General features: G+C 38.7%; 19 protein-coding genes. 2 read left to right on the plus strand and 17 right to left on the minus strand.

The window, feature by feature from the left end:
- The 17 genes from FLA_RS18020 to FLA_RS18105 form a co-directional block, all read right to left on the minus strand.
- Complete coding sequence (locus FLA_RS18020) at nucleotides 1-1,902, minus strand: caspase family protein (RefSeq protein ID WP_159445091.1); 1,902 nt, start codon at nucleotides 1,900-1,902, stop codon at nucleotides 1-3.
- Nucleotides 1,884-2,999, minus strand: coding sequence for a glycoside hydrolase family 25 protein (locus FLA_RS18025; RefSeq protein ID WP_076378644.1), 1,116 nt, complete (start codon nucleotides 2,997-2,999; stop codon nucleotides 1,884-1,886). The genes FLA_RS18020 and FLA_RS18025 overlap by 19 nt, the downstream gene beginning before the upstream one ends.
- Before the next feature lie 41 nt (nucleotides 3,000-3,040).
- Entirely contained in the window at nucleotides 3,041-3,607 is a 567-nt protein-coding gene (locus FLA_RS18030; RefSeq protein WP_144264015.1) for a hypothetical protein, read from the minus strand.
- Between the two features lie 3 nt (nucleotides 3,608-3,610).
- The gene (locus tag FLA_RS18035) at nucleotides 3,611-3,994 is read right to left on the minus strand and encodes a hypothetical protein (RefSeq protein ID WP_076378648.1); all 384 of its coding nucleotides are present in this window, start codon (nucleotides 3,992-3,994) and stop codon (nucleotides 3,611-3,613) included.
- Between the two features lie 407 nt (nucleotides 3,995-4,401).
- Nucleotides 4,402-5,229 (minus strand): hypothetical protein, encoded by an 828-nt coding sequence (locus FLA_RS18045; protein WP_076378652.1) that lies wholly within the window; start codon nucleotides 5,227-5,229, stop codon nucleotides 4,402-4,404.
- Entirely contained in the window at nucleotides 5,216-5,620 is a 405-nt protein-coding gene (locus tag FLA_RS18050) for a hypothetical protein (RefSeq protein WP_076378654.1), read from the minus strand. The genes FLA_RS18045 and FLA_RS18050 overlap by 14 nt, the downstream gene beginning before the upstream one ends.
- Nucleotides 5,621-5,822: 202 nt before the next feature.
- The gene (locus FLA_RS18055) at nucleotides 5,823-6,320 is read right to left on the minus strand and encodes a hypothetical protein (RefSeq protein WP_076378656.1); all 498 of its coding nucleotides are present in this window, start codon (nucleotides 6,318-6,320) and stop codon (nucleotides 5,823-5,825) included.
- A 1-nt stretch (nucleotide 6,321) separates the two neighbouring features.
- Nucleotides 6,322-8,505 (minus strand): coiled-coil domain-containing protein, encoded by a 2,184-nt coding sequence (locus tag FLA_RS18060; RefSeq protein ID WP_076378658.1) that lies wholly within the window; start codon nucleotides 8,503-8,505, stop codon nucleotides 6,322-6,324.
- Entirely contained in the window at nucleotides 8,502-8,726 is a 225-nt protein-coding gene (locus tag FLA_RS18065; RefSeq protein ID WP_076378660.1) for a hypothetical protein, read from the minus strand. Before FLA_RS18065 ends, FLA_RS18060 begins: the two co-directional genes overlap by 4 nt.
- Nucleotides 8,723-10,957, minus strand: a complete 2,235-nt coding sequence (locus FLA_RS18070) for a DEAD/DEAH box helicase family protein (RefSeq protein WP_076378662.1) — start codon at nucleotides 10,955-10,957, stop codon at nucleotides 8,723-8,725. Before FLA_RS18070 ends, FLA_RS18065 begins: the two co-directional genes overlap by 4 nt.
- A gap of 91 nt (nucleotides 10,958-11,048) precedes the next feature.
- Entirely contained in the window at nucleotides 11,049-11,795 is a 747-nt protein-coding gene (locus FLA_RS18075) for a hypothetical protein (RefSeq protein WP_231940280.1), read from the minus strand.
- Nucleotides 11,796-11,966: 171 nt separating this feature from the next.
- A complete protein-coding gene (locus FLA_RS18080) occupies nucleotides 11,967-13,082 on the minus strand; it encodes a hypothetical protein (RefSeq protein WP_076378666.1) in 1,116 nt (371 codons plus the stop codon).
- A 2-nt stretch (nucleotides 13,083-13,084) separates the two neighbouring features.
- Entirely contained in the window at nucleotides 13,085-14,710 is a 1,626-nt protein-coding gene (locus tag FLA_RS18085) for a hypothetical protein (RefSeq protein WP_076378668.1), read from the minus strand.
- Nucleotides 14,711-15,817, minus strand: a complete 1,107-nt coding sequence (locus FLA_RS18090; RefSeq protein WP_076378670.1) for a phosphoadenosine phosphosulfate reductase family protein — start codon at nucleotides 15,815-15,817, stop codon at nucleotides 14,711-14,713.
- Nucleotides 15,814-19,035, minus strand: coding sequence for a hypothetical protein (locus tag FLA_RS18095; RefSeq protein ID WP_076378672.1), 3,222 nt, complete (start codon nucleotides 19,033-19,035; stop codon nucleotides 15,814-15,816). The genes FLA_RS18090 and FLA_RS18095 overlap by 4 nt, the downstream gene beginning before the upstream one ends.
- Complete coding sequence (locus FLA_RS18100; protein WP_076378674.1) at nucleotides 19,025-19,909, minus strand: DUF4007 family protein; 885 nt, start codon at nucleotides 19,907-19,909, stop codon at nucleotides 19,025-19,027. Before FLA_RS18100 ends, FLA_RS18095 begins: the two co-directional genes overlap by 11 nt.
- A gap of 33 nt (nucleotides 19,910-19,942) precedes the next feature.
- Nucleotides 19,943-20,143: a helix-turn-helix transcriptional regulator gene (locus tag FLA_RS18105; protein WP_076378676.1), complete on the minus strand. Its 201-nt coding sequence runs from the start codon at nucleotides 20,141-20,143 to the stop codon at nucleotides 19,943-19,945.
- Between the two features lie 981 nt (nucleotides 20,144-21,124).
- Here FLA_RS18105 and FLA_RS18110 point away from each other — a divergent pair.
- Together FLA_RS18110 and FLA_RS18115 are read left to right on the plus strand one after the other, a co-directional pair.
- A complete protein-coding gene (locus FLA_RS18110; RefSeq protein WP_076378678.1) occupies nucleotides 21,125-22,438 on the plus strand; it encodes a thioredoxin family protein in 1,314 nt (437 codons plus the stop codon).
- 13 nt (nucleotides 22,439-22,451) lie between these two features.
- Complete coding sequence (locus tag FLA_RS18115) at nucleotides 22,452-23,132, plus strand: DUF4397 domain-containing protein (RefSeq protein WP_076378681.1); 681 nt, start codon at nucleotides 22,452-22,454, stop codon at nucleotides 23,130-23,132.
- The last annotated feature ends 555 nt before the right edge of the window (nucleotides 23,133-23,687 follow it).

Raw genomic sequence — 23,687 nt, forward strand, 5'->3', positions numbered from 1 at the left:
TTAATTGAGGGATAGCGATTGAATGCGGTAGCTCAGTTGCTGGGTAAAAATGTTATTGGAATTATATAAGGGTGGGTGGTTTCCCTTGTTAAGAAATAGCTGATTCACCAATTTTTCCAGCGCGTTAAACTCTCCTATCCCTTTTGTTTTAACAGATAGCGGCTCTAACATTACTTCCCGTAAATCAATAGGGCTTTCACTGGTAATCAGTAAAAAGCTTCCATTGCGCTTTCCCACAATAATGTCACCGATAAAAACTGGCTGCGATTGCCCTTTCGCCAGTTTACAATCACTTTCGTTTATCCTCACATTCACAGGCACTAACTGGCGTATTATTTCATCTTCTAGCTGAAGAATGCAATAAAATTGGCTTTTGGCAAGCTTGCCGGGTTGCACATACAGCTGTAGTTTCTGGCCTGGGGAAAGCCTGCTCAGTTGAGCCAGTTTCAGGGGTTGACCGTTTTGTTGCAATACCAGGGTCACCGTAGTATCCTGGGTAGTGTTTAATTGAATAATAAACCGGTTTATCTGCAACTTCAGCACAGTGGCCCTAATGGAGCTAACATCCCTATCTTTTACCACAAAAAGGGCCTTATTATCTTTGTTTCTTTTAATAAAATAGCCTCGCTTGTCAATATATGCCAGGCTATACCCTTTTATACTGTCTTGTGCCAACAATACAAATTCCAGGTCTTGTAAACCTGTCACGATGTCCTTTCTTTTATCCGCTGGTACCGAAGCATCTATAGCCAGATGTAAAGTATCCTCAAAATTATACTGGGTCACCTCCACAGACAGTCCCCACGCCTCTTCTATAGATGGCGCTTTAGTGCCATCGGTAAGACTAATCATAGACGAGCCACTTTTTACAAAAGAAACCTGGGCGGGATATACATGGCCATTTGTTGCAGTGAGTTTCACTGCAGAACCTGTTGTAAGGCCTTGGTAAAGGCCCAGGTCAATTTCATATTGTGGCCGGGCCGGATTAGTATAATCTGTATTGATAATCCGTGCCATCTTCTTCTCTTCATAAACAGTATCTTCCAATACACCCAGTCGCAGATAATAGGGATCATCCGCGCTCATATTCACGGTGAGCTGAATGTCGGCCTTATTAAATTGCTTCTGCCGCTGTGCCAGGTAAAAACTACGAAACAGGTCATAATAACTACCCGTTATAAAGTTTTGGAATTCCGCTAAAAAACACAAAGTGTATCTATACACAACACCTGTAGGATTGTATGCCCGGGAAGAAGAAAAAGTAATCAGCGGCGCCAACTTTTCTGTACCACCATTCTCGCTATGCTCACTCATAAATGCCGTTTGCCAATCCCTGCTATAGGCATTAAAGCTTTTCTTCACACCATTCTTTTCAATCGAACCCGAATGGCAGGATTCTACTAGCAAAAACACCTGCCCCTGGCTACCTAATTTAGTTCTCAAATTCACCAGTAATTCATGCAGCTTATCATCTACCAGTGATTTTTTCCGCAACCCTGCCACATCATCTGGCGATGGGGAGTCGTAACAAACAAACACCTCATCGGTGCCATCTTTTTCATCATCATCCAAATCGGGCACCTGGCTACCATGGCCGGTTAAGTAAATCATTACCCGGTCTCCCTGTTTCACCTTCAGGTTCTGAAACTTGGCAACAATCTTGTCCAGTGTTGCATTTTCATTACGCAACGAATCCACCTGAAATTTGCGAATACGATCTGTTCTGAAAAAAAGCAGTACAGAATCTATATTCTCCCGCAATTCAGGCCTCGACTCCCACACATCTTCTAACTGATAATGATCTAATCCAATCACCAGCGCATGGTTTTGCTGTTGGCACTGTCCTGTTTGCAGCCAGCCCAACCAGCAAAAAAGCACCATCATTAGTTGCCTTGCTTCCATAACCATTTATCGTAGTCTTTATTCAGAATGATATTCATATCCACATGATTGTAAATACCGTCCACGATACCATCTTCCGAAAACTGCCAGCCTATTGTATTGCTTTTCAGCGTATAATTAAACTGCTTCTTACTAAAATCGTACGAGATACCTAAAAATGGATTCTTAGCCCCGGGATAAGTACGCTGTGTATCAAAATCTTGGCTATGCGGATAACGGGCTATCCAGATATACTTATTATCAAAGTCTTTCTTAAGGTATTTGGTGTAAAAACTTTCAAACGTATAGATGATAACATCTGTTTTTAACTCCTTTTCCACGTAATCGATAAAGGTTTTAGTAGCCTCTATAATTTCCGCTGTTGTAAACTGGCTTTCTACCACGGCAAACTTCGCATGCACTTCTATATCCAGTATGGGTTTGAATGCAATCTGTTTTCCTTGAAAAGATTCCACAAACTTCTTCGCCTGCTCTAAGGCATGCTGCTTAAAATCTGCACGGTTGGTTTTATTCAGTACAAAATTATGATACAGCCCCACCGGAAAACCATTAGCAATCGCCTCTTTATAATGTGCACTAAACTTAGGGTCATACGAATTATCGTAGCCACGAATAGAACGTATAAACACATACGAAACCCCCGCATTAGCGGTATCTGCCTTTACCTTTTTCCAGTCAATAGGCTTGGGCGACTGGTGGTTAGCTATATCCACCCCTATTTTAGCATTTTTCAATAGGCCATTCATCTGGGCCATTCTCTCCAGCACTTTGTATTTATCACTGGCCAGAAAGTTTTTAAACACAAAAGAAGAAAGGTCGTCGTAACTGCTCTTAGGCACCGGAAAAGCAGGTTGTTCATACTTCTTAAAGTATAAAGCGCCATCCTCTTTGTCTATATACAAATAGATATCATCCTCTAAAAACAAAGTATCGCTAGACATTTTCTTAACATCTACTAAGGCATAATACAGAAAAGCCTTCGCACTAGTATCCTTAGCCAACGGCTTTGCACCTTTTACGGGCTTCTTCTGCCCCTGGGCACCGGCATAAATAGTCAACGAAATAAACGATAATAGAAAAAAATGCTTTTTCAGCATAAGAATAGATTTGATGGTTAATGTATACTTATCGGTGTTACCTATTTGGCAATCAAGAATATTAATGCGGTCACTCCCACGCCAATTACAAACCCGCCTACCGCTAGTTTAACCTTGTGTTTATTTTGGTCTTTTAACTTCACAAGCGAACTGTCAATGGCCAGTTTAATGTTATTCAAGTTTTCCGTTGCCTTATCCAGCGACTGGTCAATCTTGTTAACGTTTACATCCGTTCTGTTGATAAAACTGTTGGTATGGATATTCAAGGAGTCGAAAGCAGCCTTCAGCTGCTTATAATATCCCTCTTTTGCCTTCAGCATACTATCCTGCAAAGCGGTTAAATTTTCATATTCCTTAAAAGCCTGTATATAAGCGGGCTGCTGGTTCTGCATGCGTTTGTAGGTATCTAATAGCAGTTTATACGTTTTCTTATTGGCGATGTAAGCAGAATCCATTCCCACCACCACGGTGTCTCCTCGCGTAAACAACCGGGCTTGCAGCGAGATAGAATCTTTTATTACAGTAGGCGTTTGTGCAAAAGCCGCATCTCCCATAAGCCCCCATGCGGCTGCCATCAATGCTAGCAGGCGTAATGTGAATGTAAGCATGTGTTAGTGATCGGTTTTATAGACTGTTTCAATATCGGGTAATTGGGTAGTATCCAGGCCTGCTCTTAATTCATGAATTCGTTGCCTTATCTCCGCCAACTTCGCCTGATCCCGCTCTTCGGCAAGCCTTTTTTCTAAATCGGCCAATTCCACTGTCTTTTGTGTACGCCCCACATAAGACCGGAAAATCACTAAATCCGATTTGATAGAGTCCAATCTATTTTTTGAATACTGCAGCTCCGTTAGCGCCGAATCGGCTGAACGCCGGGCTTTTAGCAAATCCTGGCGTATTTCTTTGATACCACTATTTCCCACAATAGTGGCAATAAAATTGATCACGACTATGCCAATTATAATAAAAAGGATAATCTTTATAGACCTTTCCATACTTAATTAATTGTATTTAAATAACAATATGGAATACAATATAAGGAAACAATGAAACATTTATGAATTACTAGAATATAATTATTCTACACACAAACGCTTATTACAGAGCAAACAACAGGAGTGGTGTGTTCATTTTTTATTAAAAAAACTAAAATATTTAATATATAAATCAATGCTGCAACAGATCATCGATCACAGACATGTTCCTTTTGCACCCCCACCTGCCCCTTCTTTCCGTAAAAAAAGGGTTAACACCAATATTCCAGCCGGCGCCGTTCTTACCCGTTTTAATACCGTAAACGGATCGGTAAGCTGCCCCATCAGAGGCTATTTTATACAAAATAGTTTGTGAGATCTATTATTTCCTTCACATAAAATGCGCCCCATACTACATGAGGCGCATCTTACTGCATTGATACAGGAATATTGCTAAATCCAGCATCTTTTACGATTGGCAAAAAATTGATAGTGGTTACAGGTATGCCTACATTATTAAATTCAATACTTGCCTCCACGGGAACCATTCGCAGAAGCTGGTAATTCATCCAAAAACCCTGAATAGATTTATTAGCAATTGTCCAGCCTGTATTAGTGAATATGTTTCCTCCATCAACACTTACTTTTGTATCCCCCTTTTTCACCTCAATATTAATTTTGTCATACTGCCCAACATATTCAAAGGTTAAATGGCAGGTCAATTTATTATTCCTTAATACACAGCTAGTTACCGTAGTTTTTATTCCCTCGAAATAATCGGTTAACGGCAATCTATTTAGCGATTTAGTGTTTTCCGGTTTATTTTCATTCCTTACTTCAGGCTTAGAAGAAGCGATTGGTGTTGTTACAATATAATCCCCTTGTATAATAGTATTATTGTCGCCGATAGCTTGATTATGTACCTGACCATTGTTTTCAACAGTTGTTCCACTACCTGGAATAGATTTATACAAACTATCCAATTTCTTATATGCATCTCGACTTATCTGACTCTGATAATCAGCAACACTCTTTAACTTATCCCGATTAGGTACCTTGCTAATTTCATTGGCTGTTTTTACATCAAGTTTTAGAATGTTCTGTGCATAAGAAGAAGCATTCGCTAAACCTAAGCAATATTTAATGCATTCCTTTTTTATCGTAAGACACTTACAATTGGATTGACTAAATAACCGGGTGGGCAATGTAGCTATCACAATAGCCAGGCAGTAAATAATAGATTTAAAGGGTGTCATTTGTTTTAGTTTTTGTATCACTACTTATAATCCACCAGACAACATAAAAGGCGAGCCAAATTCCAAAGAAAAGCAGGGAATAATAGAAGAATAACCTTTGATGTTCATAGACGTCAACAATTGCCATAAGCCGTTCTCCAGTGGAATCGATACTATTTGTATACGCCATGCTTGCGTTAAGAATATCTTCAACCTGTGTACCATTGTAAAAACTTACACCTAAGCATATCCATCCCGGTAAAAATAACAGGTACATCCATTTGCCTATTCCGTTAGGGTGTTTGTAATTTGTTCCAAGAATTGTTCCGATAGTACCACCAATAACAGCCAGGCTCCATGTCAACAATTTGTCAGAACTTTCTGCAACAGCTTTTATACCATCTATTTCCATAGATTAAATCATCTTTAGATTAAAAATATAATCCAGCAAATAAGGTTGACATTACATTATCAGATATAGTTCTTCCATATCGGTTTTTAAAAAGAAGGCTTTAAAACTCATAACATAACTTTCTCTCCTATTTTTTAAGAGACTTAATAAAAATGCCGCATACAACTGTATTTTGTATGCGGCAAAAAGTATGCAACTTGGGTTATTTCAAATCGAGCAAATCAATAAAACAGTTATCATTACTATCAAAGAAGCCAGGCTCTGCTTCCATTTTGGCTCTAATTTTATCAAATCCGCCGTTAGCATATTCTTCCAACAGCTTTCTATAGGCCAATATTTGTTTCTCCACCTCTGCTTCTTCCATCTTCTCCAATTCATTAAAATCTATATCCGACTTAGCCAGTAAGCACATCATTACATAATCAACTAGTTTAGGCGGCTGCCACGATCTAATTTCCATGAATTTCTCCTTCTTAGCATCTTTGCTGAACGGTACCCGGTAATCATTCTTTAAACCAAGTAACGCCGCATACATATATATTTCATACTTGGTGGAGAAATACTTGCCTTGCTCCCAGGCACTCTCATCCGTAGAAGTCCCTGCACGTCCCCCTTGCACCAACGTGAATTTTGTAATTAAGCTCTCATGAATGGCATCATACTCGGGAGCCCTGTCTTTAATACGCTTTAATAAATCCATATTAATTGAGTGCTTCAATTTTAGTAGATAGGTTGCTGCGATCCGCTCTTTCTCCCTCCACAATAGATGGCGTAATGGTGTATACCCTGCCTATCTTAATATCAGGATTTTTTAGTAATTCATTTTTAAGCTCCTGGTTCTTGTAAAACTCCTTGCTCATAATAATGCTTTGTTGGTACACCTTACTAATGGTTTTACAAAACCCTATAGTATAGTCTTCCCCAAATACCGAGGTAGGGGCATCGGTGATTAGCGTATATAAATCTCCAGAATTCCCTTTTGCAGAAATAATGGCCATAATAGCAGAAAGTTTCACCAGAATAATATTGCTGGTATTTAACCCGAGGAGTGGATTACCATTACTGTCAATAATTTCAGGCATATAATTTCCGTTCGTCTGCTTTCTTAACTTAATGATACCCCTGGCCGATTTATTACCCAGAGTCATGTCCTGGTAGTGCTTATTCGCTTCCTGCTCCAGCTGTGTAATCAAATTATTAAACACCCTGTCCCTGGTAGTTTTCGCTATTATTTCAAAATCGCTGGTCACCTCTTTTTTCTCCACCAACCAGGCAGGTAAAGCTCCCGTAACCAAATCCCTGCGTTCGTCATTCACTTCTTTCAGCAACCGCTCCGATTCTGCAATATCGTGGGTTATCCGGCTCCAATCATCTTTAAAGTCTTTTGCCTTTTTGTTCTGTATGGAGTACTCATTTAAGATATTCTCTGCCCCTTCACTCGTAAGCGCTGTATCTGCCAATAGTCTCTGAATATCCAACTCAATGGCTCCCATCTCTTTGTTCACCTCTCGCACATTTCCCTGCAAATTGCTACGCTGTTGTAACGCATCATTAATGTCACTATCAATATCCTCAATCCGGCTTTCTAAAGCCACCCCATTCTGGTACAAGCTTTTCAAATCACCCGAAAAATCAAGTGGCACCACCGCCACCTCTTTGCTAGCCTTTTTCTTTTCTTTAGGCCTATCCAGCAATTCTTTAATCTTCAGCCAGGCTTCTGTTTCTTTTTTTGCTTCCCGGTCACACACCAAACAACGCTCTTTTTCCAGCATCCACTCCACATAGTTAGGCTCCGGCACATTTATCGGTAGTCGTGTTTGCAGCTTGGCATCCACTTCGTCTTCCATTTCTTTTCTTACTTTTTCTTCCGCTTCCTGCAGCAGCTTTTTCTTTTCATACTCAGAAAATTTATTCGCATACAGCTTTAGCATATCCTCAGTGCCCTTCAGCACCCAATGACTATGAAACATTTTACGGTGAAAGTTCACCTGTTCTTTTTTCAACTCCTTGTTCAGCAATTCCAACCGTCCTACAACACCTCTTTTACGCTCTTGCAACACACTTACCTTTTTGGCATCCGCTTGTTTATTCAGCAGTTCTTCACAACGAGCTTCTGCTCTCGCCAGATTGTCGCTCACCTCCCGTTCTTCTTCCTTTTGTCTATATATCTTTTTTTCCAGCTCTAATCTGCGCGTTTCTAAAACAGCGCTCTTTGCAGAGTCTTTACTCAATCTTCTCAAATCAGTGTCATACTCCTTAGCGGCAGCTTTGGCTGCAGCTTCAGCAATCTCAATCATGCTATCGTAACGAGAGATGTTAGAGAGTACATTCACCGCCTTTGTTAAGGTGTCTTTTTGATTAAAATCTATAATAGACTCTACTTGCTCCCCCTGAAACCAGAGATAATCTTTAATCTGCGGAGGCAATATGCTATTCACAATCATCCGCTTCCTATCAACATCGGTTACCATGCGCGCATTCAGGTAAGACAACTCCTTTTCCATAATCGTAAACTCACCATCATTATCCTCCTGTATCTTTCCATCAGTAACAGTAATAGAATAACGCCTTTCCAAAATATACACACTATCCTTCTCTAGATTGTGAAAGGTAATTTTTACAGCTGCCGAAAGTCTACCATTTTCTATCTCGGCCTTCGCCTTATCTGATATCAAATTGGCTTTCGCACTTTTGGTGGTTTCAAACGCTTTCTTTTCAGGCGAAAAAACCTGGTCATGCATCACCCAATAGAAAGCATCGTACAACTTAGACTTCCCGTAGCCATTGTCTCCAATAATTACGTTTATGCCTTCGGAAAATTCAATACAATTACCGTTTCCGGCATAGCACATAAAGTTGTCCAACTCTATTTTTTTGATAATCATAATCCGCTTTCTTTATTAAGATTTTGATTCATCTTTCTGGCAATAATAGCTTCACTCTCGCCGTCAATACAGCCGTCCACTGCTATTTTTATAATTTCCAGCAGTTTTACGCCTGTAGATTGATGGAACTTTAGCTGCTGTATTTTTTCTGGGGTAATGTAGTTTTTCTCTATCAGCAGCGGGTCTTCCAAATAGTTCTTATAGAATTCGTCTTTGGTCATACGGTGGCTAGTTCAGTTTGTATGGTGTAAATATTTAAGTTGTAGTAAGCGCACACATCATTAAATACATCCTCGGTATCATAGGGATTTTTCGATAGTGAAGCAAAATACATCACCCGTTCTAGCTCCTTTCGCACCAGGCTTCTTTCCAGCTTATAGGTGTCTGAGCCCTCCCGCTCTTGTTCATAATCCGGCACCACTACCAGGTCATGTATGATGGCGTCTGTTTTATCCGGGTGTTTTCTTAAAATCCGTCCCCTTCGTTGAATAAACTGCCTCGGATTGCCCGTGCTACTGCAAAAAACGGCCGTTTCTGCCCGGGGAATGTCCACGCCTTCATCCAAGCACTTCATCGAGGCTATTACGTCTATATCGCCTTTTTGAAATTGTGCCAGCATCTCCCCTCTGTCTTGCATGCCACTCACAAACTGATTCACTAAAATGCTATCATCAATTTTGGCTATTTCCCGGGTGTACTGGTTAATAAGCTTGATATTCTCTTGCACAGATTCCTCTCCCGCCTCCGTAATCTCCAACGTTTCCCCTTCCGGCACATACACAAACGTGTATTTTAAATGCCCCTTCTCTTCAAATTGGTCACGTAAAATGCGAGTGGTGGCTGGCAACTTATTCTCCGCCTTATGAATAATGCGCTTCCTTTTCAATAATAAACGCTCAATAATGCCTTGCTTGTCTGTGTTGCCCTGGCTAAAACCTGACAATTTTGCCAGTTGCTCACTAATCTCTTTATACTCCGTCATCTCATCCGCTGTCAATGAAATGATATGCGGGTAATAGTAGTATTGGCACAATACCCCATCCCGTATGGCTTTTTCCATCGAAAAAGCAAAGGTATAAGGCTCCTCATCCGAAAAAAACTGCTCCATTTCAGCCGTACCCTCTACATCATAAATGCGTTTAGGGGTAGCGGATAGGCCAATCCTTTTTACCAAAGGAAACCCACGCAGCTTTTCTTTCACCAGAGGTGAGGCCAGGTTATGTCCTTCGTCTGCAATAAATAAAGTATCGTCAGGCAGGTATGGCACCATGCTTTGAAACTTTTCCTTTACAAAAGAGGAATATGTGCAAATTATAACAAAAGAAAGCGGAATTCTTTTTGCAGAAGACAGCAAGGTGCTTACAGTAGTTTGCCAATCCACCTTCGAAGAGATCTTATACACCTCCTGAAAGTTCAAAGCGCGCACCTCTTTTTCCCATTGCTCCACCAACGTAATGGTAGGCACTAAAATGAGAGCATGATAAATTTGGTTTTCGCTTTTCCGGTATTCCTGTAGCAAGCAGTTCAACGAGGTAATGGTTTTACCAGTACCGGTAGCCATGGCAAAGATGCCTTGGCGGCTATTGTTCAACCAATTCTCATAAGCCTGTACCTGGTAGTCCCGGGGGCCTTCCGTACCCGGAAACCGCGGACTTTTCTTTATCCTGTCTATATCACTGCGCAGCTTACCAATCGTTTGTTTCAGTTTTTTGTTAGCAGCCAGGCCGGTTTTCTTTTTCACCAACTCCTCTTCCTGAACAATTAATTCATCCAGGCTCTTATTTCCAAATTGGTTACGGATGGCCACTTCAATGTCTTTCACCGCCAGATAGTCAACATCCATGTCTTTCTCTGTGAAAAAGTCATCAATCACCTTTAACTGCTTATTGATGAGTGTGTTAGACCTAACATCCTCCCAACTTAAAAAAGCTTCTAATTCTTCCAGGTTTTCCGACAAGCCAAACATGGTAAAATTGCAAGAAGCGATGTAACCCACGCTGTTGACACCATCACTAAACACACCCGATTTGTAGTGGGCTATTCCTTTGCTATTCTTAGGCCGGATAATTTTAATCTCTATTCGCTTAGCAGCTATCAGGTAGGCTACACATTCAAAAAAATGGCTATCATATGCATCGAATACCTGCCCCAGCGATACCACATCCGTTAGGTCAAATACTTTATTAGCCACATCGTTATGCAGCCCTTTCTCCACCACCTCTTTGTCTTTTTCAGAAAGGAAGTGATTAATCACCATTCTCATCTTCCCGCCCTTGCTGATGAAAGTGGCAAATCCAATAGATAATAAATGAATAGCGGCCGAGCTGAAATAGCCCAGCAACAAATGAAATTCAGAACTGTTAGCTAAACCCTCCAGGTAAAACTGCAGCGGTTCGTTTTCGGTTCCGGTTTTATAATCCCTATCTAATGACCAGTCACAGGTTTTAAGCATATCTCATTAGTTAGTTTGACTAATTCATAATAACAATTCCCACAACTCAGTTTATAGAAATTCAAGCAATTCGTTAATTCACATTGTTCATTTAATTACTAAAAAAATCATCAAATCTATAAATTTTATTAGTCTTAATCTCATTTCTCAAACGTGTAATCTTTGCGAGCAAAGTATCTGCCCCCTCCTTCAACTCCAACTCTAAAATAGAATCAAACTGTTTAAGCATTTCATACACCTCCTTGCTTTTGGCTTTATTTTCTTCAAAAAAAGTCCATAGCTCAGTGATTTTTGTAAAATCGAGTTTATCAAGCTTAGCAATTAATTCCCTTAACCTTTCAGCTATTTGTTTTTTGGTCCTTATAAAGGAAGCATCCACATTGTTTTTAAGATAGCTTTGTAACCTCTCTTTTAAAAGGGTTACATCAGTCACATATTGAGAATAAAGAGCGCTTAAAGTGCTATCTAGTTGATGGGTTGTAAAACTCTCATCCATCCAAAAAAGCAATACTATCAAGTCCGCAGAATCTTTAATCTGGCCAATTTGCTGATAATCAAAAAATGGTGAGAAAAAATCTTTCGCAGGATAATCATCAGTATAAAAGAACACTTTCTTTTGCTCATATCTGCTTACAAATAAAGCGTGACCAGTTGAGCACAACTCTCCATTTGTCCTTTTTGAATAACCAGTAGCGCCTTTAATCTTCTCAAAAAACTCACCTTCAGGATCCTTTAAGACCTCTTCATTATTATCAGATTTACCTCTAAAAAAAGTCAATTTCTGGTCAATACCTTTTCTCGCAGCATCAATGCTCTCTTTGTTTTCATACTTCGACATAGACCTATATTCCAAACGGTGATATACGTTATCCCGAACCTCCTTAAACACAATATCATTGATGTGTATGTCAAGACCCTTCATTTTTTTTAAAATGAAATCGTCATCACTAACATGAATTAAATTGATTATTACGCAAGCATCCAACAAGCAACAAATATGACTCATAGATTAGTCTTTATGCCAAATAATTTCAGACTTATAATTATTAAACACATCCATATCTATCGGACATTTTTCGTCCATATCGGAAAGTTCAAGTAGCAATGACAAAGATTCATTGAACTGTCTTAGCGAAACATTACCTTGTTCTTGAATCAGCGTAGTAATTACAGTTTCATTAAATGGAAAATAAGGATCTATTTCCTCAGCATCATTTCTAAAAAGTGTTAATAGCTCTTTAAGGTATTCTTTAAAGATTTGAGGACTGGGTAAGTCAAAACTAATACGCTCTTTAATTCTTGATCTAACACTATCATAAACATATTGGCCTAAATCTTCTGCCGATATTAAAGCGGATTGGGTCAAATTAAGAAACAGCAGCAAATTATCAGGTACATTATCCAGAATTTCTCTAATAAAATTATTAGTCTTATCAATATTAGAGTTATTCAAAACAGCAATATCTTCAAATTCATCTATCCATATAATTACACAAGAATATACTTCTTTTTGGAATGTAAGACATGAGAATAGCCCTGCCAAAATAGACGTATAGTCCGTATCATCTTTTACCGGGCGCAGAATACCTAATTCGTTTAAAGTTCTTAATTCGGCAACAGATGCATTCCCATATAGATATTTTTTTATTTCTAAATGAGGTACTTCGGTATTAAAAATCGCCTTGAGTACATTTTGAATATGAATATTTGAACCAATGGATTCGATATGAGTAATTAGTTGTTGGGTGTGCTGCCCAAAATCTTCCCTCAATTTTTCAATATTTAATTTGTCAATTATTGCCACATAAATACTGTAAACAGGTTCTTTTCCTTTAGGCAAAGAAATGATAGTCGAATAAGGGATTGACTTACCTGCTTTATTTGCAATTGCCAGTAGTACATCTTTCTTATTAAAGTATCGCGCCGCATGTGTTTTACCACTCCCGTATTCTCCCCAATTTAGAACTAACGTTGAATTGGGGATCCTAACACTCCTTTCCACCCTTCGTGCAAACTTTTCTTTAACGTCTTTGAAGCCCGCCCAAACCAATTCACTAGGCTCATTAGCGGGAGTCAATCTAAAGGGGTTAGTTTTTAGCTTGTATGTCGATTGAAAATCTGCCATAATCAATTTTTTATTTGAACATATCCGTCTTGATATTGTTCTTGATATTTAAAAATAAATTTATCTTGATTCTTTTCTGACAATCTGTTTAACACAGCCTGATATCCAACTTTAATTCCATCATTAAAGTACAATTTATACCTGGCATAATTAGCAGCTTGTGATGCTGTCACCCTATTGGGGGCGAGCGTTTTAAACAACCCGAAACTATCTTTTATATAATCATACATTTTGTCCCATATCAGGTTTACGTCTGTTGGATTATTTAAGAAGCTATTGTTATAACAATCGTCATAAATATGTGTCATAAACACTTCAATAAAAGAATTTGGGGCAATCACTTTCCCTCTATTTATATCATTCCAAATAGCCAAATTTTTAAACAACCTATTGCCTATTTCAGTCATTCGAAATACATTTTTCCCATTTTCCTGAATAATCCCTAAATCCAACATCCAATTTAGACGAGGCATAACTAAGTGTTCTAAATATTTTTCAGGGTTTTCCCATTTTTTTATTCTATTCGTAATAGCATCAATGTCTTGTAGGGCTGTTCTACTTTCAAAAAGATTCAGCCTCTTATAATCTTCTAGACATCTTATTAATTGATTCTGAAATTTGAGTATCAGATAAGAATATTCGACCTCCTCAGCAATAAAAATCAACTCCAGAAGGTTTGTAAAGTAGAAATAGTCAGCTTTCAACATGCACTCTAAAAAAAACATTTTATCAAAAGGCGTCAATTCGAATACCTTCTCAGATGCAGAAAGCTCCTTCTGTAATACTTGGTAAACTTTAAAAGATTTTCCTGTATGAAAAACATTATTAATCCTATTCAAAAATTCTAGTTCGCTTGCTACATCTATGTATGGCTTTGCGGAGATACCCGTTTTTGTTTCACTAACTAATCCTTTTTTAAAATCGCTATCTTGTAAAACCTCCCTATAAGGGAGACAGTAATTTTCAAATTTTTTATTTACCGATGATACTGGCACTTTTTTATACTCCTCTAAAAAAAGAGATAAAATCTTAAAATACCCAATTCGCCTTGTTTTTGTATTAGTAGATAAAATCGGAACTAGCTTACTATCCTTTAATGAATCATTACTACTAAATAAGGGCATATAAAAACTCGGCACATCGACATTGCTTATAACATCAAAAAAACTAATAACTTTCTTAGCAAATTCAATATCCCACCACAGTTCTTTAACAATTTCAACAGTGAATATATAATCACCATCTACATCGCATAGGGGATCTCCATACTCCACGGAAACATATAAATTCTGTACCCCCTCTTGCTTATATGAGTTGATATATTTCGCTAAAATGTACATCTCATTTGTAATCGATCTCCCTTCCTCCTCATCTTCTCTTGACCCCAGAAATTCACTTCCTTTTATTGCAAAGGAGAAAAATTTTTCAACTTTTATTAAAAGAGCTTCAATAACAGAAATATCATTTTTTCTTAAAGGGGAAAAACTTTTTTCGCTATTAATGTCATCATCCTTAATTTTTTCGAAAGAAAATACAATGTAATAATCACCAAACTCGAATATCAAATCGGTTTGGTCAATAGATGCCCTATTGCATGCCTTCAAATAATATTCAAATATGTCTCTCATTTATATAAAACAACTAGCGCAACCTACGCCTTCGGCTTCTTCTAAAATGTCAATCAGGTAGGGCGATTGCACTTTGGAGGAAGCGCGCTCCATTCTTTTGAGGTATTCCATTTTAATCTTTTCCATACGGGCGGGTTCTATCAGCTCCGCCAGGCTTTCGCTTTGGCACCAGGTATAGCCATCTTTTTCATATTCCATGGCTTTTTTATACATCTCTGGGTGCTGCTCGTATAGCCAAATCCATTCTATCTTTTGTTGGAAAAAGCAGAAGTAGCATCCGGAGCGGCTGCGGGCATATTGGCCCGTTTTGCCATTGATGCCAAAATCAATTTTGTTATAGTAAGCTGGTACCCCTACACCGCTTTCCCGTAAAATCCGGAAGATGTCATCTCTTACCAGCACATCTTCATTATCCAGTAAAGGAAAATGCGCTTCCGTAGCCAATGGGTATTCTGTGGTTTTCAAAAAGGCGAACACTAAATGATTAAAGCCTTTTACGTCTGCTTCCAGTAGCGCTTCCAACTTTTGCACCTGGGTGAAAGCAGGCTCTACTTTTTTTACCAGTAGTTGCGATACCTTATCCTGGCTTCTGCCAAAATCTATCTCCCTGGCAAAGGACTGTACCTGCTCTATGTTTTGGTTCGACAATACCTTGGCTATCACATCTTCACTCCAGATGTTCTTCCTAAAAGGAAAAATCGACTGGATATTCTTCTTGGTAGAGATATAACCTTCCCTGTCTTCATCGCCGCGAATACCTACATACGAAACCACGGGATCAGTGCCTACATACTTTTCAAAAGGCTCTAGCTTTAGTTTCTTGGTGCACCAGCGGGAGTTGGAAGAGGGTAAAAAGCCGCCATACATTTTTAGAAAATGATCAAACGGATCTTCCGAGCTGTTTCCAGCAGCCTGTAATAGTTTTATTTTAATACCCAGGTATACCTCTAAATTATTAATCAGCTGGTAGGTTTCTTCTAATTCTTTACCCGTATCGCAAGAATAGAATTCTATATCCAACGCAGGGTATTTGCTTTTGATATACACTGCCAGCGCTGCACTGTCTTTGCCGCCTGAAATCCCTAATACATGCCTCACTCTACTCATTGCAACAATTCTTTTAATAGGTTTAACACAGCTGCGATATTAGCAGTTTTGTCCGTTCCCAGTTTCTTTTTCAAAATGGCTTTCAGTTGTTCTACTTCCTGCGCCTTGTTTTTGGGCATCCTTACAATCTTCGGATTGATGGTGCTGAAAAAGGTGTCTATCTTTACGCCAATCACTTCTTCATTCTTCTCATCAATATCCACTTTAGAAATATTGGTCAAGCTATCCAGTTCCAAAATCATCGTTTTGAACTTGTCGTATAGCCATATTTCATCTTCATCGGTAAACAGCTCCATTGTTTTACCGCTCACTGCCTGCGCGAGTGAATTCAGCCACGATTTTTTATCGTCTAAAGCAGAGTCTACACGCTGTACAAACGTCTTCTGATTGGCTAATAGCAGGTGCTTTTTCAACTTGGAAAAACGCTCCTGCAGGTGCTGCTTATATTCTTCAAAGGCCACCGGTTTGCCTACAAATTCGCTGCAGATAAATTCCTCAAATCGTTTCACCAGTTCATCGTACGATACCCGCAACTCCCGTACAGCATTTTGTAACAGCGCAGCGTACGATTGTAAACCATTTTTATCCCGCTGTAAGCTATCGAGCGATACGCCCAGCGCCTCGGGGAAAGCCTCGAAAAATGTTTGTTCCGGGTCTTTACTTTTTACAATGGCCTGCCTGATTTTTAACGCGGCGGACGACAAACGCATGGTTTGTTTGGAATATTCCGGTAACTGCTTGTAAAACGAAATGAAAGGCTTGATGGTTTCAATAAACGATTTATTGTCAAACTTCAGTTCGGTAGACTGGTTTAAGAAGGTGCGATAGCTGTTGAATATATCCAGTTTCACACCGCCAATATCAAAAGCCTTGATGGTATAATCGGCCGGAAATTTAGACACCAGCTCCAGGTTTTCTTCCGATAAACCGGGGATATAAGCACCGTCTTTGAATAGCGCATAGTCTTCCCGCTTCAGGAATAAAAACGTAGGCAGCCAAAAATCGATTAACCCTTGTTTGAGTTTGAAAGGACGTTTCGACAACACCTGCACCAATTCCGAAAGTCTTTTCTGCTCAGTTTTGGCGCTTTCCAAAAACTTTTCAGAAGCTTTCCACAGTTTGTTAAAGGAACTCTGCTTGTGAATGGTTACTACCTCAAAAGAATTATCCCGTACCGGTGATATCCCGTTTTCCTTCAACAGGGTGAGATAAATGGTTTTCTCCGGTGGAAATTTAGATTCTTCAAAACCCAGGTTCTCGTCCCCCCAATTATTCACCAACGCTTTGAAATAGTTCTTTTTTGCCGTGTGAATAGAGGATGATATCTTATGCTTATTCAGCAACTCGTTTTTAAATATGGGGGTGGCATCATATACCATGCTGCACACTTGCGACAGTAATTTGTTGAAGTCCTTCTTATCCGCAATCTTCTTTTCTTCCCCTTTAAAAAACCATTTCACATCCTTGCTGCCCGAATACATATTGTCGGAGATGTAATGATTCAGCAAACGAATCTGCGACTCCACAATATTTTCCAACTCCCTTTTAGCTACTTTGTCTTCCGGGTTTTCTTCAATTACCTTCTGGCTTTTTTCAATTTCAAACAGCAGGTTCTTGATTTCACCGGAATTTTTGAAAAAGCAATAGATAATCGCTTCTTTCTGTGCCAGGGAGGCTTCCTGTACGTCGGCAATCTTTATTTTGTTGTTAAACACCAGGTTCACAATCCCATCAATCTCCCCTTCGGGAATTTCTTTGGTGATAGGATATTCCGAAATTTTGAACTCAAAAAAACGCGGGGTGCCCTTTTCGTACGAATACAACTTGGCAAACACCGGCGTGAACTGAAAATATTTATGCAGGAAAGCCGACACGTCCCCCACCTCAGAAATCTTATTGGCGGCCTCACGCAATGCTTGCTCTATGTCTAAATCGGTTCCACCGAATAAAACGTAACGATGGTTGTATTTGCGATACCGGATAATTTTCTTGCTTTCCAGGTCGCTGATAATGGCTTTGCCATTTGCCACCCCACAAGCTATTTCCAGGTAACTGCTTAAAAAACGCTCATCTAAAACAGCGCCAACGGCAGGAAACACGTTCAACATGCCAATCGTCTTCAGCACTTTGATATACCCGTTGATGTCCGTGTCAAAAGTTCTTTCTACGTTTTCAATGGCCGCCCGGATAGAGCTCCAAGCCGAAAAATCGGGGTTATACCGGGAAGTAAGGAAGGAGTAAAAATTAAAATTCAGGTAGTCATATACACAACTCAGGTTATAAAACGGGTTGTCCTTTTTATTCAGCCTGGCTAAACCGGTATGGTCTGTCGATTCCAAAAACGTAAACAACGAGCGCTCATTTTGCCCGTATTTCTGTAACGACGAGGTAAGCACGTTAGCCGCCAGCAAATCCAACGGATACAGGTTTTCGGCTATACTGTTTACAAAGTCTTTGTTTAAGTTAAAGGCCTTAGTGGCTACCGTTAGTTTCAGGCATTTGTCTACGGCACTTTTGGGAAAATTGCCCTTGTTGCTACCGGCCACAAATTCCGAGGCCAGAAACAATAGCTGCTCCACAGGCTCGTTAAAGGTAATTCCCTGAAAACGGCCTCTTACTTTCGTCCATTCTTGCTTTTGTGTGCTGCTTAACGAGTAAGCGTAGGAATCAAAGGCCTGGTGAACGGTGGTGATGAGTACAATATTGTATTGGGGATTATTACAAAACTCCGCTAACTGCTGCACAAAGTACAGCTCATTTTCGGGGTTATGGGCGCTGGCGTACTCTAGAAACTTACCAAACTCATCAATCAGCAAAAACAACAACCCGTTGGTTTTACCTAAGGCATGGTACCGGTTGTATATCTCCGATAAAATGTTCTCCTGTTTATTTTTAGTAGTAGTGATGTCAAACATATCCGCGAAATACTCCACCATAGAGGTGTAAGAACCCACTACCTTTATAAAATCCACCTTCGGATTGGCAATAAAATTAGGATTAAAGTAACGCTTCTTGCCTTTGATACTTTGTTCAAATGCCAACAGGAAAGACGATTTCCCTGTTCCATAAGTACCGATGATGTTAAAAGCCTTGATGCCTGTCTTAAAATCATTTACAATCTGGCTTACAACTTGCGCTGCATTTGGTGTAGGGATATAGTGAAAATCCCTTTCAGTATCTCTGAGGATATTGACCGATGTAGTGAAATTATTTGCCATAATATTTGTCTAAAATTGAGTAAGCGTTCAGTTTGTTCTTCAATTGCAATTCCTTAATACCTGCGTGATCGGTAAACGTGATGTTTTTATGCCCACTCGCTATCCCTTCTATCTTATTCATCAAGCCCGAGCGGTTTAAAGCGAAAATGACACCCGGACTGTTTTTAGTATGTTCCAATGTATCCAGGCTTATCGCATTTCCATAGTTGCCATTATCCAATATTGCATACAGCACTACTGCCTCCGGCAAACTGTACCGCTCATTATTTTCAATCTGAAACTGCTCGTCTTTGCCCCTTCCCACCGTTTTCAGCAAGCCAATTTCCGACAATATTCCAGAATAACTATCCTCAATATCACCATTTTGCGCGTCCCCTTTATACATGTTAATAAAAACATTAAAGTCCTTCGCTATCGTATTTTCATTAAAATTGAGGATAGGGGTAATTTCTTGTGTTCTTCTTAAGTAGTTCAAAAACGTTTCCCTGGTAAAAAACAGCTTTTCCCTTCTAAATTCATTAAACATGATACTGTAGATAGAAGCCATGCCCCCTTTTACTAGCTGGTAATGCAATAACCATAAGCTAGCCTCATCTTCCAAGTAAGGGTCATAGCCGGTTTCATTGTCAAACAGCCTTGTTCCAAATTCAGTAGGCACATCCTTGTTGTCAATGATGTTAAATGCTTTCATCCAATACCGGATAGCCGACACCATGTTTTTACCCACTCCTAACTTTACCACGGCCTCTTCGTCGTTAAAAGAACGCTGTTCCTGCACATAATCATAGCCTTTTTTCAGCCAAAGCTGCCTACAGGGAAAGGAGTCGTGTCCAGAAAAAGTATGCTTGATGGTATCTATCGTTAATTCGCTCATTCTATTTGATGTCTTACTTAGTTAATTAGAAATTTACCCATTCTCTTTGGAGGAAACCAATAGCATTCTTACGTCTACCTCCAACACCTCCGCAATGTCAAACAAGGTTTCTACCGATGGTTGCCGCGCATTATTGCACCATTGGGAGACCGTTGCCTGGTTTTTGCCAAGTTTATCAGCCAGCCACTTGTTTTTTACATTTAGCTCTGCCAATACTACTCTAATCCTATTCATCTCTTTAATAGTCAAAAGTTTGCGTTTTAGGCAAATTTATACCAGAAAAAGGTAAACATGTTAACTTATCAACACGTGGGGAAAACCTAATACATTCCATTGCAGAGCTATTGCTAAATGGTTAGAATGCTCCCTATGATTATCCAATAAACCTTAAAAAACGTAAAAGAAAGCTATAACTTGTTATAACTATACCTTTCAATACCACTTCTTGTGAAAAAAGAACATTACTTCCTCGCAGTGCTCATTGCATTCACTTCTATCACTAGTGTTTTCTCCTTCAAGAAGGCTGCTTCTTCAAAGTATTATTTCATAAGAAGCGCCTAGGGCGTATGTACCATCCAAGCGGTGGGCTACCTGTATGCACCGGGGAGACCCATGCCATCTGAAGCTTTTTATATTAGTTATAGTACAGTTTCCGCTGTCAATTGCCCCTATGGTGGCTATTTTGCGCAGAGTTTTTTATAAAGCTCCCTATGTAGAAACACAAGGATAAATCCTAAACCAAAATTTAACTTCTTATGAAGTATTAAAAATATCGTTCGGCAGAAAAAATAAACGTTCTGAACAAAATGAACGAGTGTTTTTCCCATTCAACTTTATCCTGTTCTTCTTAATCGACTACCATTCCACTTATTTTAGTGAAATCATCTGAGTGCTCTCGTCTTGTCCGAGACGATGAAAAGCCTATATGTATATGCATTTTTCCTGAATTGAGCTTGTCTCTATTAACAAGAAGCTGAATATAATTTCATTTCAAGTAAAAAAAAGAGCATTTCTCCGTTATACAATGCCTTCAACTCCTATTATATTATACGAAGCGAAAGTGTAGACAGAAAACTCCGCCTTGATTTGAAACGTAACAGCCCTGACTGCATCAATCACAAACGTCGTGTAGATTGGTTTTGCGAATTCTGTCTTACTAAATTTTCAGATTGTAACATTGAGATTTACTTATTAATACTCATTAAAACGATAGTGATGAAGTTTACAGGAGTGCTTATACTATGCTTTGGTTTATTCTTTTACGGTTTTAGTCAGGGCTCATGCAATGTTAATTTTGTAAAAGAGTCGAGATGGGAACAAATTCTTAAGAAGGCTAAAGAGGAGAATAAAAATATATTTATCGATTGTGTAGCCAGTTGGTGCGGACCATGCAAGAGAATGGACAAATTTGTGTACACTGACTGCAAGATATCGGATTATGTGAATGAAAGGTATATCGCTATCAAATTACAATTTGATAGCACTACCAATGACGACGAATCTGTACGTGCGATGTACAGTTTAGCCGAGGAAATCAATCGAAAATACATAATTGCTGCCTATCCCACCTTCCTATTCTTTTCTCCTAAAGGGGAATTGCTGCATAAAGATATCGGAGGAAGAGAGCCAAACGGATTTAAATCCTTGTTATCCGAAGCTTCAGATTCAAGTAAGCAGTTCTATACACTTTTAAAACGATACGACAACCGGAAGCTGGATCCGCGTGAAATGATGCAACTTTCTAAAATGGCTACCCGGCTTCACTTGAGTAAAAAATCAAAAATTATAGCCTACGATTATATTGACAATTGGTTGATGAAGCAGCCGGATAGTATAATATTACATCCTTCCAACATCGCTTTTATGGGTGATTATATTAACTCTTCTAATAAGAAAGCTTACTCCTTCTTCAGAAAAAAACATAATACTATCAATACAGCCATGAGAGATTCAGGCTATGTAAGATCAGTATATAATAGAATTATCAATGAGGAATACATATTACCTGAATTATATATCACCCCCTTCTTGGGTTCAGACAAAAGAGTATTTAAATCGTCTACTCCAGATTGGGAACTGATGTATAAAAAAATTAGAAAACAATACGACACCAGTTATACCAATTGGAATATTCTATTTGCTAAAATTGATTGGTATAGAGAACAGGCGCTTTGGGAAAATTTAGGAAAGGTGTACGTGGAATATTTCAATAGATATGGCGTAAACACCTCTTCTCTTATTTTAAGTATGGGGGTGAATACTGTTTGCTGGGATGTTATATTTAAACACGTAAATGATGTAGGGGTTTTAAATAAGTCCACTGAATGGATGGCTCAGGTGCTTAAAGCTCAACCTGACGTTCCTGAATTTATTGACACTTATGCTAATTTACTGTATAAGGTGGGAAAGCAACAACAGGCATTGGTTATGCAGGAGAAAGCCGTATCAATAGCTCAAAACAAAGAAAGCTATATTGAAAACTTAAATAAAATGAAATCTGGTATTCCTACCTGGAAAAATTCAAAATAATAACAACTTTTTTATGAAAAAAGACATTCGCTTATTCTGTGGATTATTAATGTTACTATCTATTTCATGTAAAAAGATAGATTCTATTCCTACCAGTCCTATTACTTCCATCACTATTACTAATGTAATTAATGACGGGAAGGGTATAAAATTGATTAACAACCTTCGTGACAGTGCTCCTACCAATGACTTTAAGCAATTTGCTATTCCTTCTGGAGTCCAAAAACTGTACCTATATCCACTGAAAGATTCATTAAATCCATACTATAATCAAATCAAGACATTGAATAACGGCGAAGTTTATTCCTTGTTCTTGTTTGGTACAGTTAATGCAATAGATACAATCTGGCAGAAGGAAAACCTTCCTTATTATGCAGACAGCGTGTTCGGCGTCAGATTTATTAACCTTTGTTACAATTCATCGGCAGTCAATGTCACTTTGGATACATCCCCTGCCATAAATGAATTCTCTTCTGTAGCCTACAAATCAATTACATCTTTTAAAACCTATCCAGGACCTTACAATATTTCGCAATACGTTTTTCAGGTTCGTGATGCAACAACTACAACAATATTAACTACATTGAGACTTTCAACTTCAAGATTTAAAAGTATAACCCTCGTCTTTAGAGGTATGAAAGGATCTACTCCAGCTACGACTTCTTATGGATTGCTTAAAGTAGATAATAACTAATTACTTATAAAATATAAGTTGCTGCATATCATATATGCAGCAACTTATATTTTATTTTTTTGTTGCATATATGACTTTATACATTATAATGCATGACCATATAAATATCCTCTAGCACAGCATTTTTGCCTAGGGTCCGTAAAATAATCTGTGAGGACTGCACCGCGTGGAAAAGGAGTTCCAACAGGAAAAAGATATATTTGAAATGGCACTGTACATCTAGTCTTAAGAACAGTGTAGACAAAAATACTCTTATCCCATGTTATTATTTTTTAAAAGCAAAAACACAGCTTACCATTGATATTATAGAAATTATCGATAAAATGTATTTTACTTTATTCATAATCTGCATTTTTTAAATTAATTTGTTTGCCTTTTGTTCAACAAATATGGCATTTCTGCTCTGTCATAACTCATTAAGATCTAGGCATTCTTTTACAACACAAGCCCTAATTTACCACTGTAGCATAGCCTATTAGAATTATGTCGCTAATCCAATTGTTATCTTCTATACTATTTAAATATCCAGCCATTATTAAAGAAATGTAGAAAACG

Origin of the sequence: Filimonas lacunae, assembly GCF_002355595.1 — a bacterium.
In the GTDB taxonomy this organism is placed as follows: domain Bacteria; phylum Bacteroidota; class Bacteroidia; order Chitinophagales; family Chitinophagaceae; genus Filimonas; species Filimonas lacunae.

Excerpts from the sequence above, each read along its gene's own strand:
- FLA_RS18055 (WP_076378656.1), bottom strand. The coding sequence starts at position 6,320 with ATGGATTTATTAAAGCGTATTAAAGACAGGGCTCCCGAGTATGATGCC.
- FLA_RS18085 (WP_076378668.1), bottom strand. The coding sequence starts at position 14,710 with ATGAGAGACATATTTGAATATTATTTGAAGGCATGCAATAGGGCATCT.
- FLA_RS18050 (WP_076378654.1), bottom strand. The coding sequence starts at position 5,620 with ATGGAAATAGATGGTATAAAAGCTGTTGCAGAAAGTTCTGACAAATTG.
- FLA_RS18075 (WP_231940280.1), bottom strand. The coding sequence starts at position 11,795 with ATGTCGAAGTATGAAAACAAAGAGAGCATTGATGCTGCGAGAAAAGGT.
- FLA_RS18065 (WP_076378660.1), bottom strand. The coding sequence starts at position 8,726 with ATGACCAAAGACGAATTCTATAAGAACTATTTGGAAGACCCGCTGCTG.
- FLA_RS18090 (WP_076378670.1), bottom strand. The coding sequence starts at position 15,817 with ATGAGTAGAGTGAGGCATGTATTAGGGATTTCAGGCGGCAAAGACAGT.
- FLA_RS18100 (WP_076378674.1), bottom strand. The coding sequence starts at position 19,909 with ATGAGCGAATTAACGATAGATACCATCAAGCATACTTTTTCTGGACAC.
- FLA_RS18110 (WP_076378678.1), top strand. The coding sequence starts at position 21,125 with ATGAAGTTTACAGGAGTGCTTATACTATGCTTTGGTTTATTCTTTTAC.
- FLA_RS18070 (WP_076378662.1), bottom strand. The coding sequence starts at position 10,957 with ATGCTTAAAACCTGTGACTGGTCATTAGATAGGGATTATAAAACCGGA.
- FLA_RS18105 (WP_076378676.1), bottom strand. The coding sequence starts at position 20,143 with ATGAATAGGATTAGAGTAGTATTGGCAGAGCTAAATGTAAAAAACAAG.
- FLA_RS18025 (WP_076378644.1), bottom strand. The coding sequence starts at position 2,999 with ATGCTGAAAAAGCATTTTTTTCTATTATCGTTTATTTCGTTGACTATT.
- FLA_RS18020 (WP_159445091.1), bottom strand. The coding sequence starts at position 1,902 with ATGGAAGCAAGGCAACTAATGATGGTGCTTTTTTGCTGGTTGGGCTGG.
- FLA_RS18080 (WP_076378666.1), bottom strand. The coding sequence starts at position 13,082 with ATGGCAGATTTTCAATCGACATACAAGCTAAAAACTAACCCCTTTAGA.
- FLA_RS18035 (WP_076378648.1), bottom strand. The coding sequence starts at position 3,994 with ATGGAAAGGTCTATAAAGATTATCCTTTTTATTATAATTGGCATAGTC.
- FLA_RS18115 (WP_076378681.1), top strand. The coding sequence starts at position 22,452 with ATGAAAAAAGACATTCGCTTATTCTGTGGATTATTAATGTTACTATCT.
- FLA_RS18045 (WP_076378652.1), bottom strand. The coding sequence starts at position 5,229 with ATGACACCCTTTAAATCTATTATTTACTGCCTGGCTATTGTGATAGCT.
- FLA_RS18095 (WP_076378672.1), bottom strand. The coding sequence starts at position 19,035 with ATGGCAAATAATTTCACTACATCGGTCAATATCCTCAGAGATACTGAA.
- FLA_RS18030 (WP_144264015.1), bottom strand. The coding sequence starts at position 3,607 with ATGCTTACATTCACATTACGCCTGCTAGCATTGATGGCAGCCGCATGG.
- FLA_RS18060 (WP_076378658.1), bottom strand. The coding sequence starts at position 8,505 with ATGATTATCAAAAAAATAGAGTTGGACAACTTTATGTGCTATGCCGGA.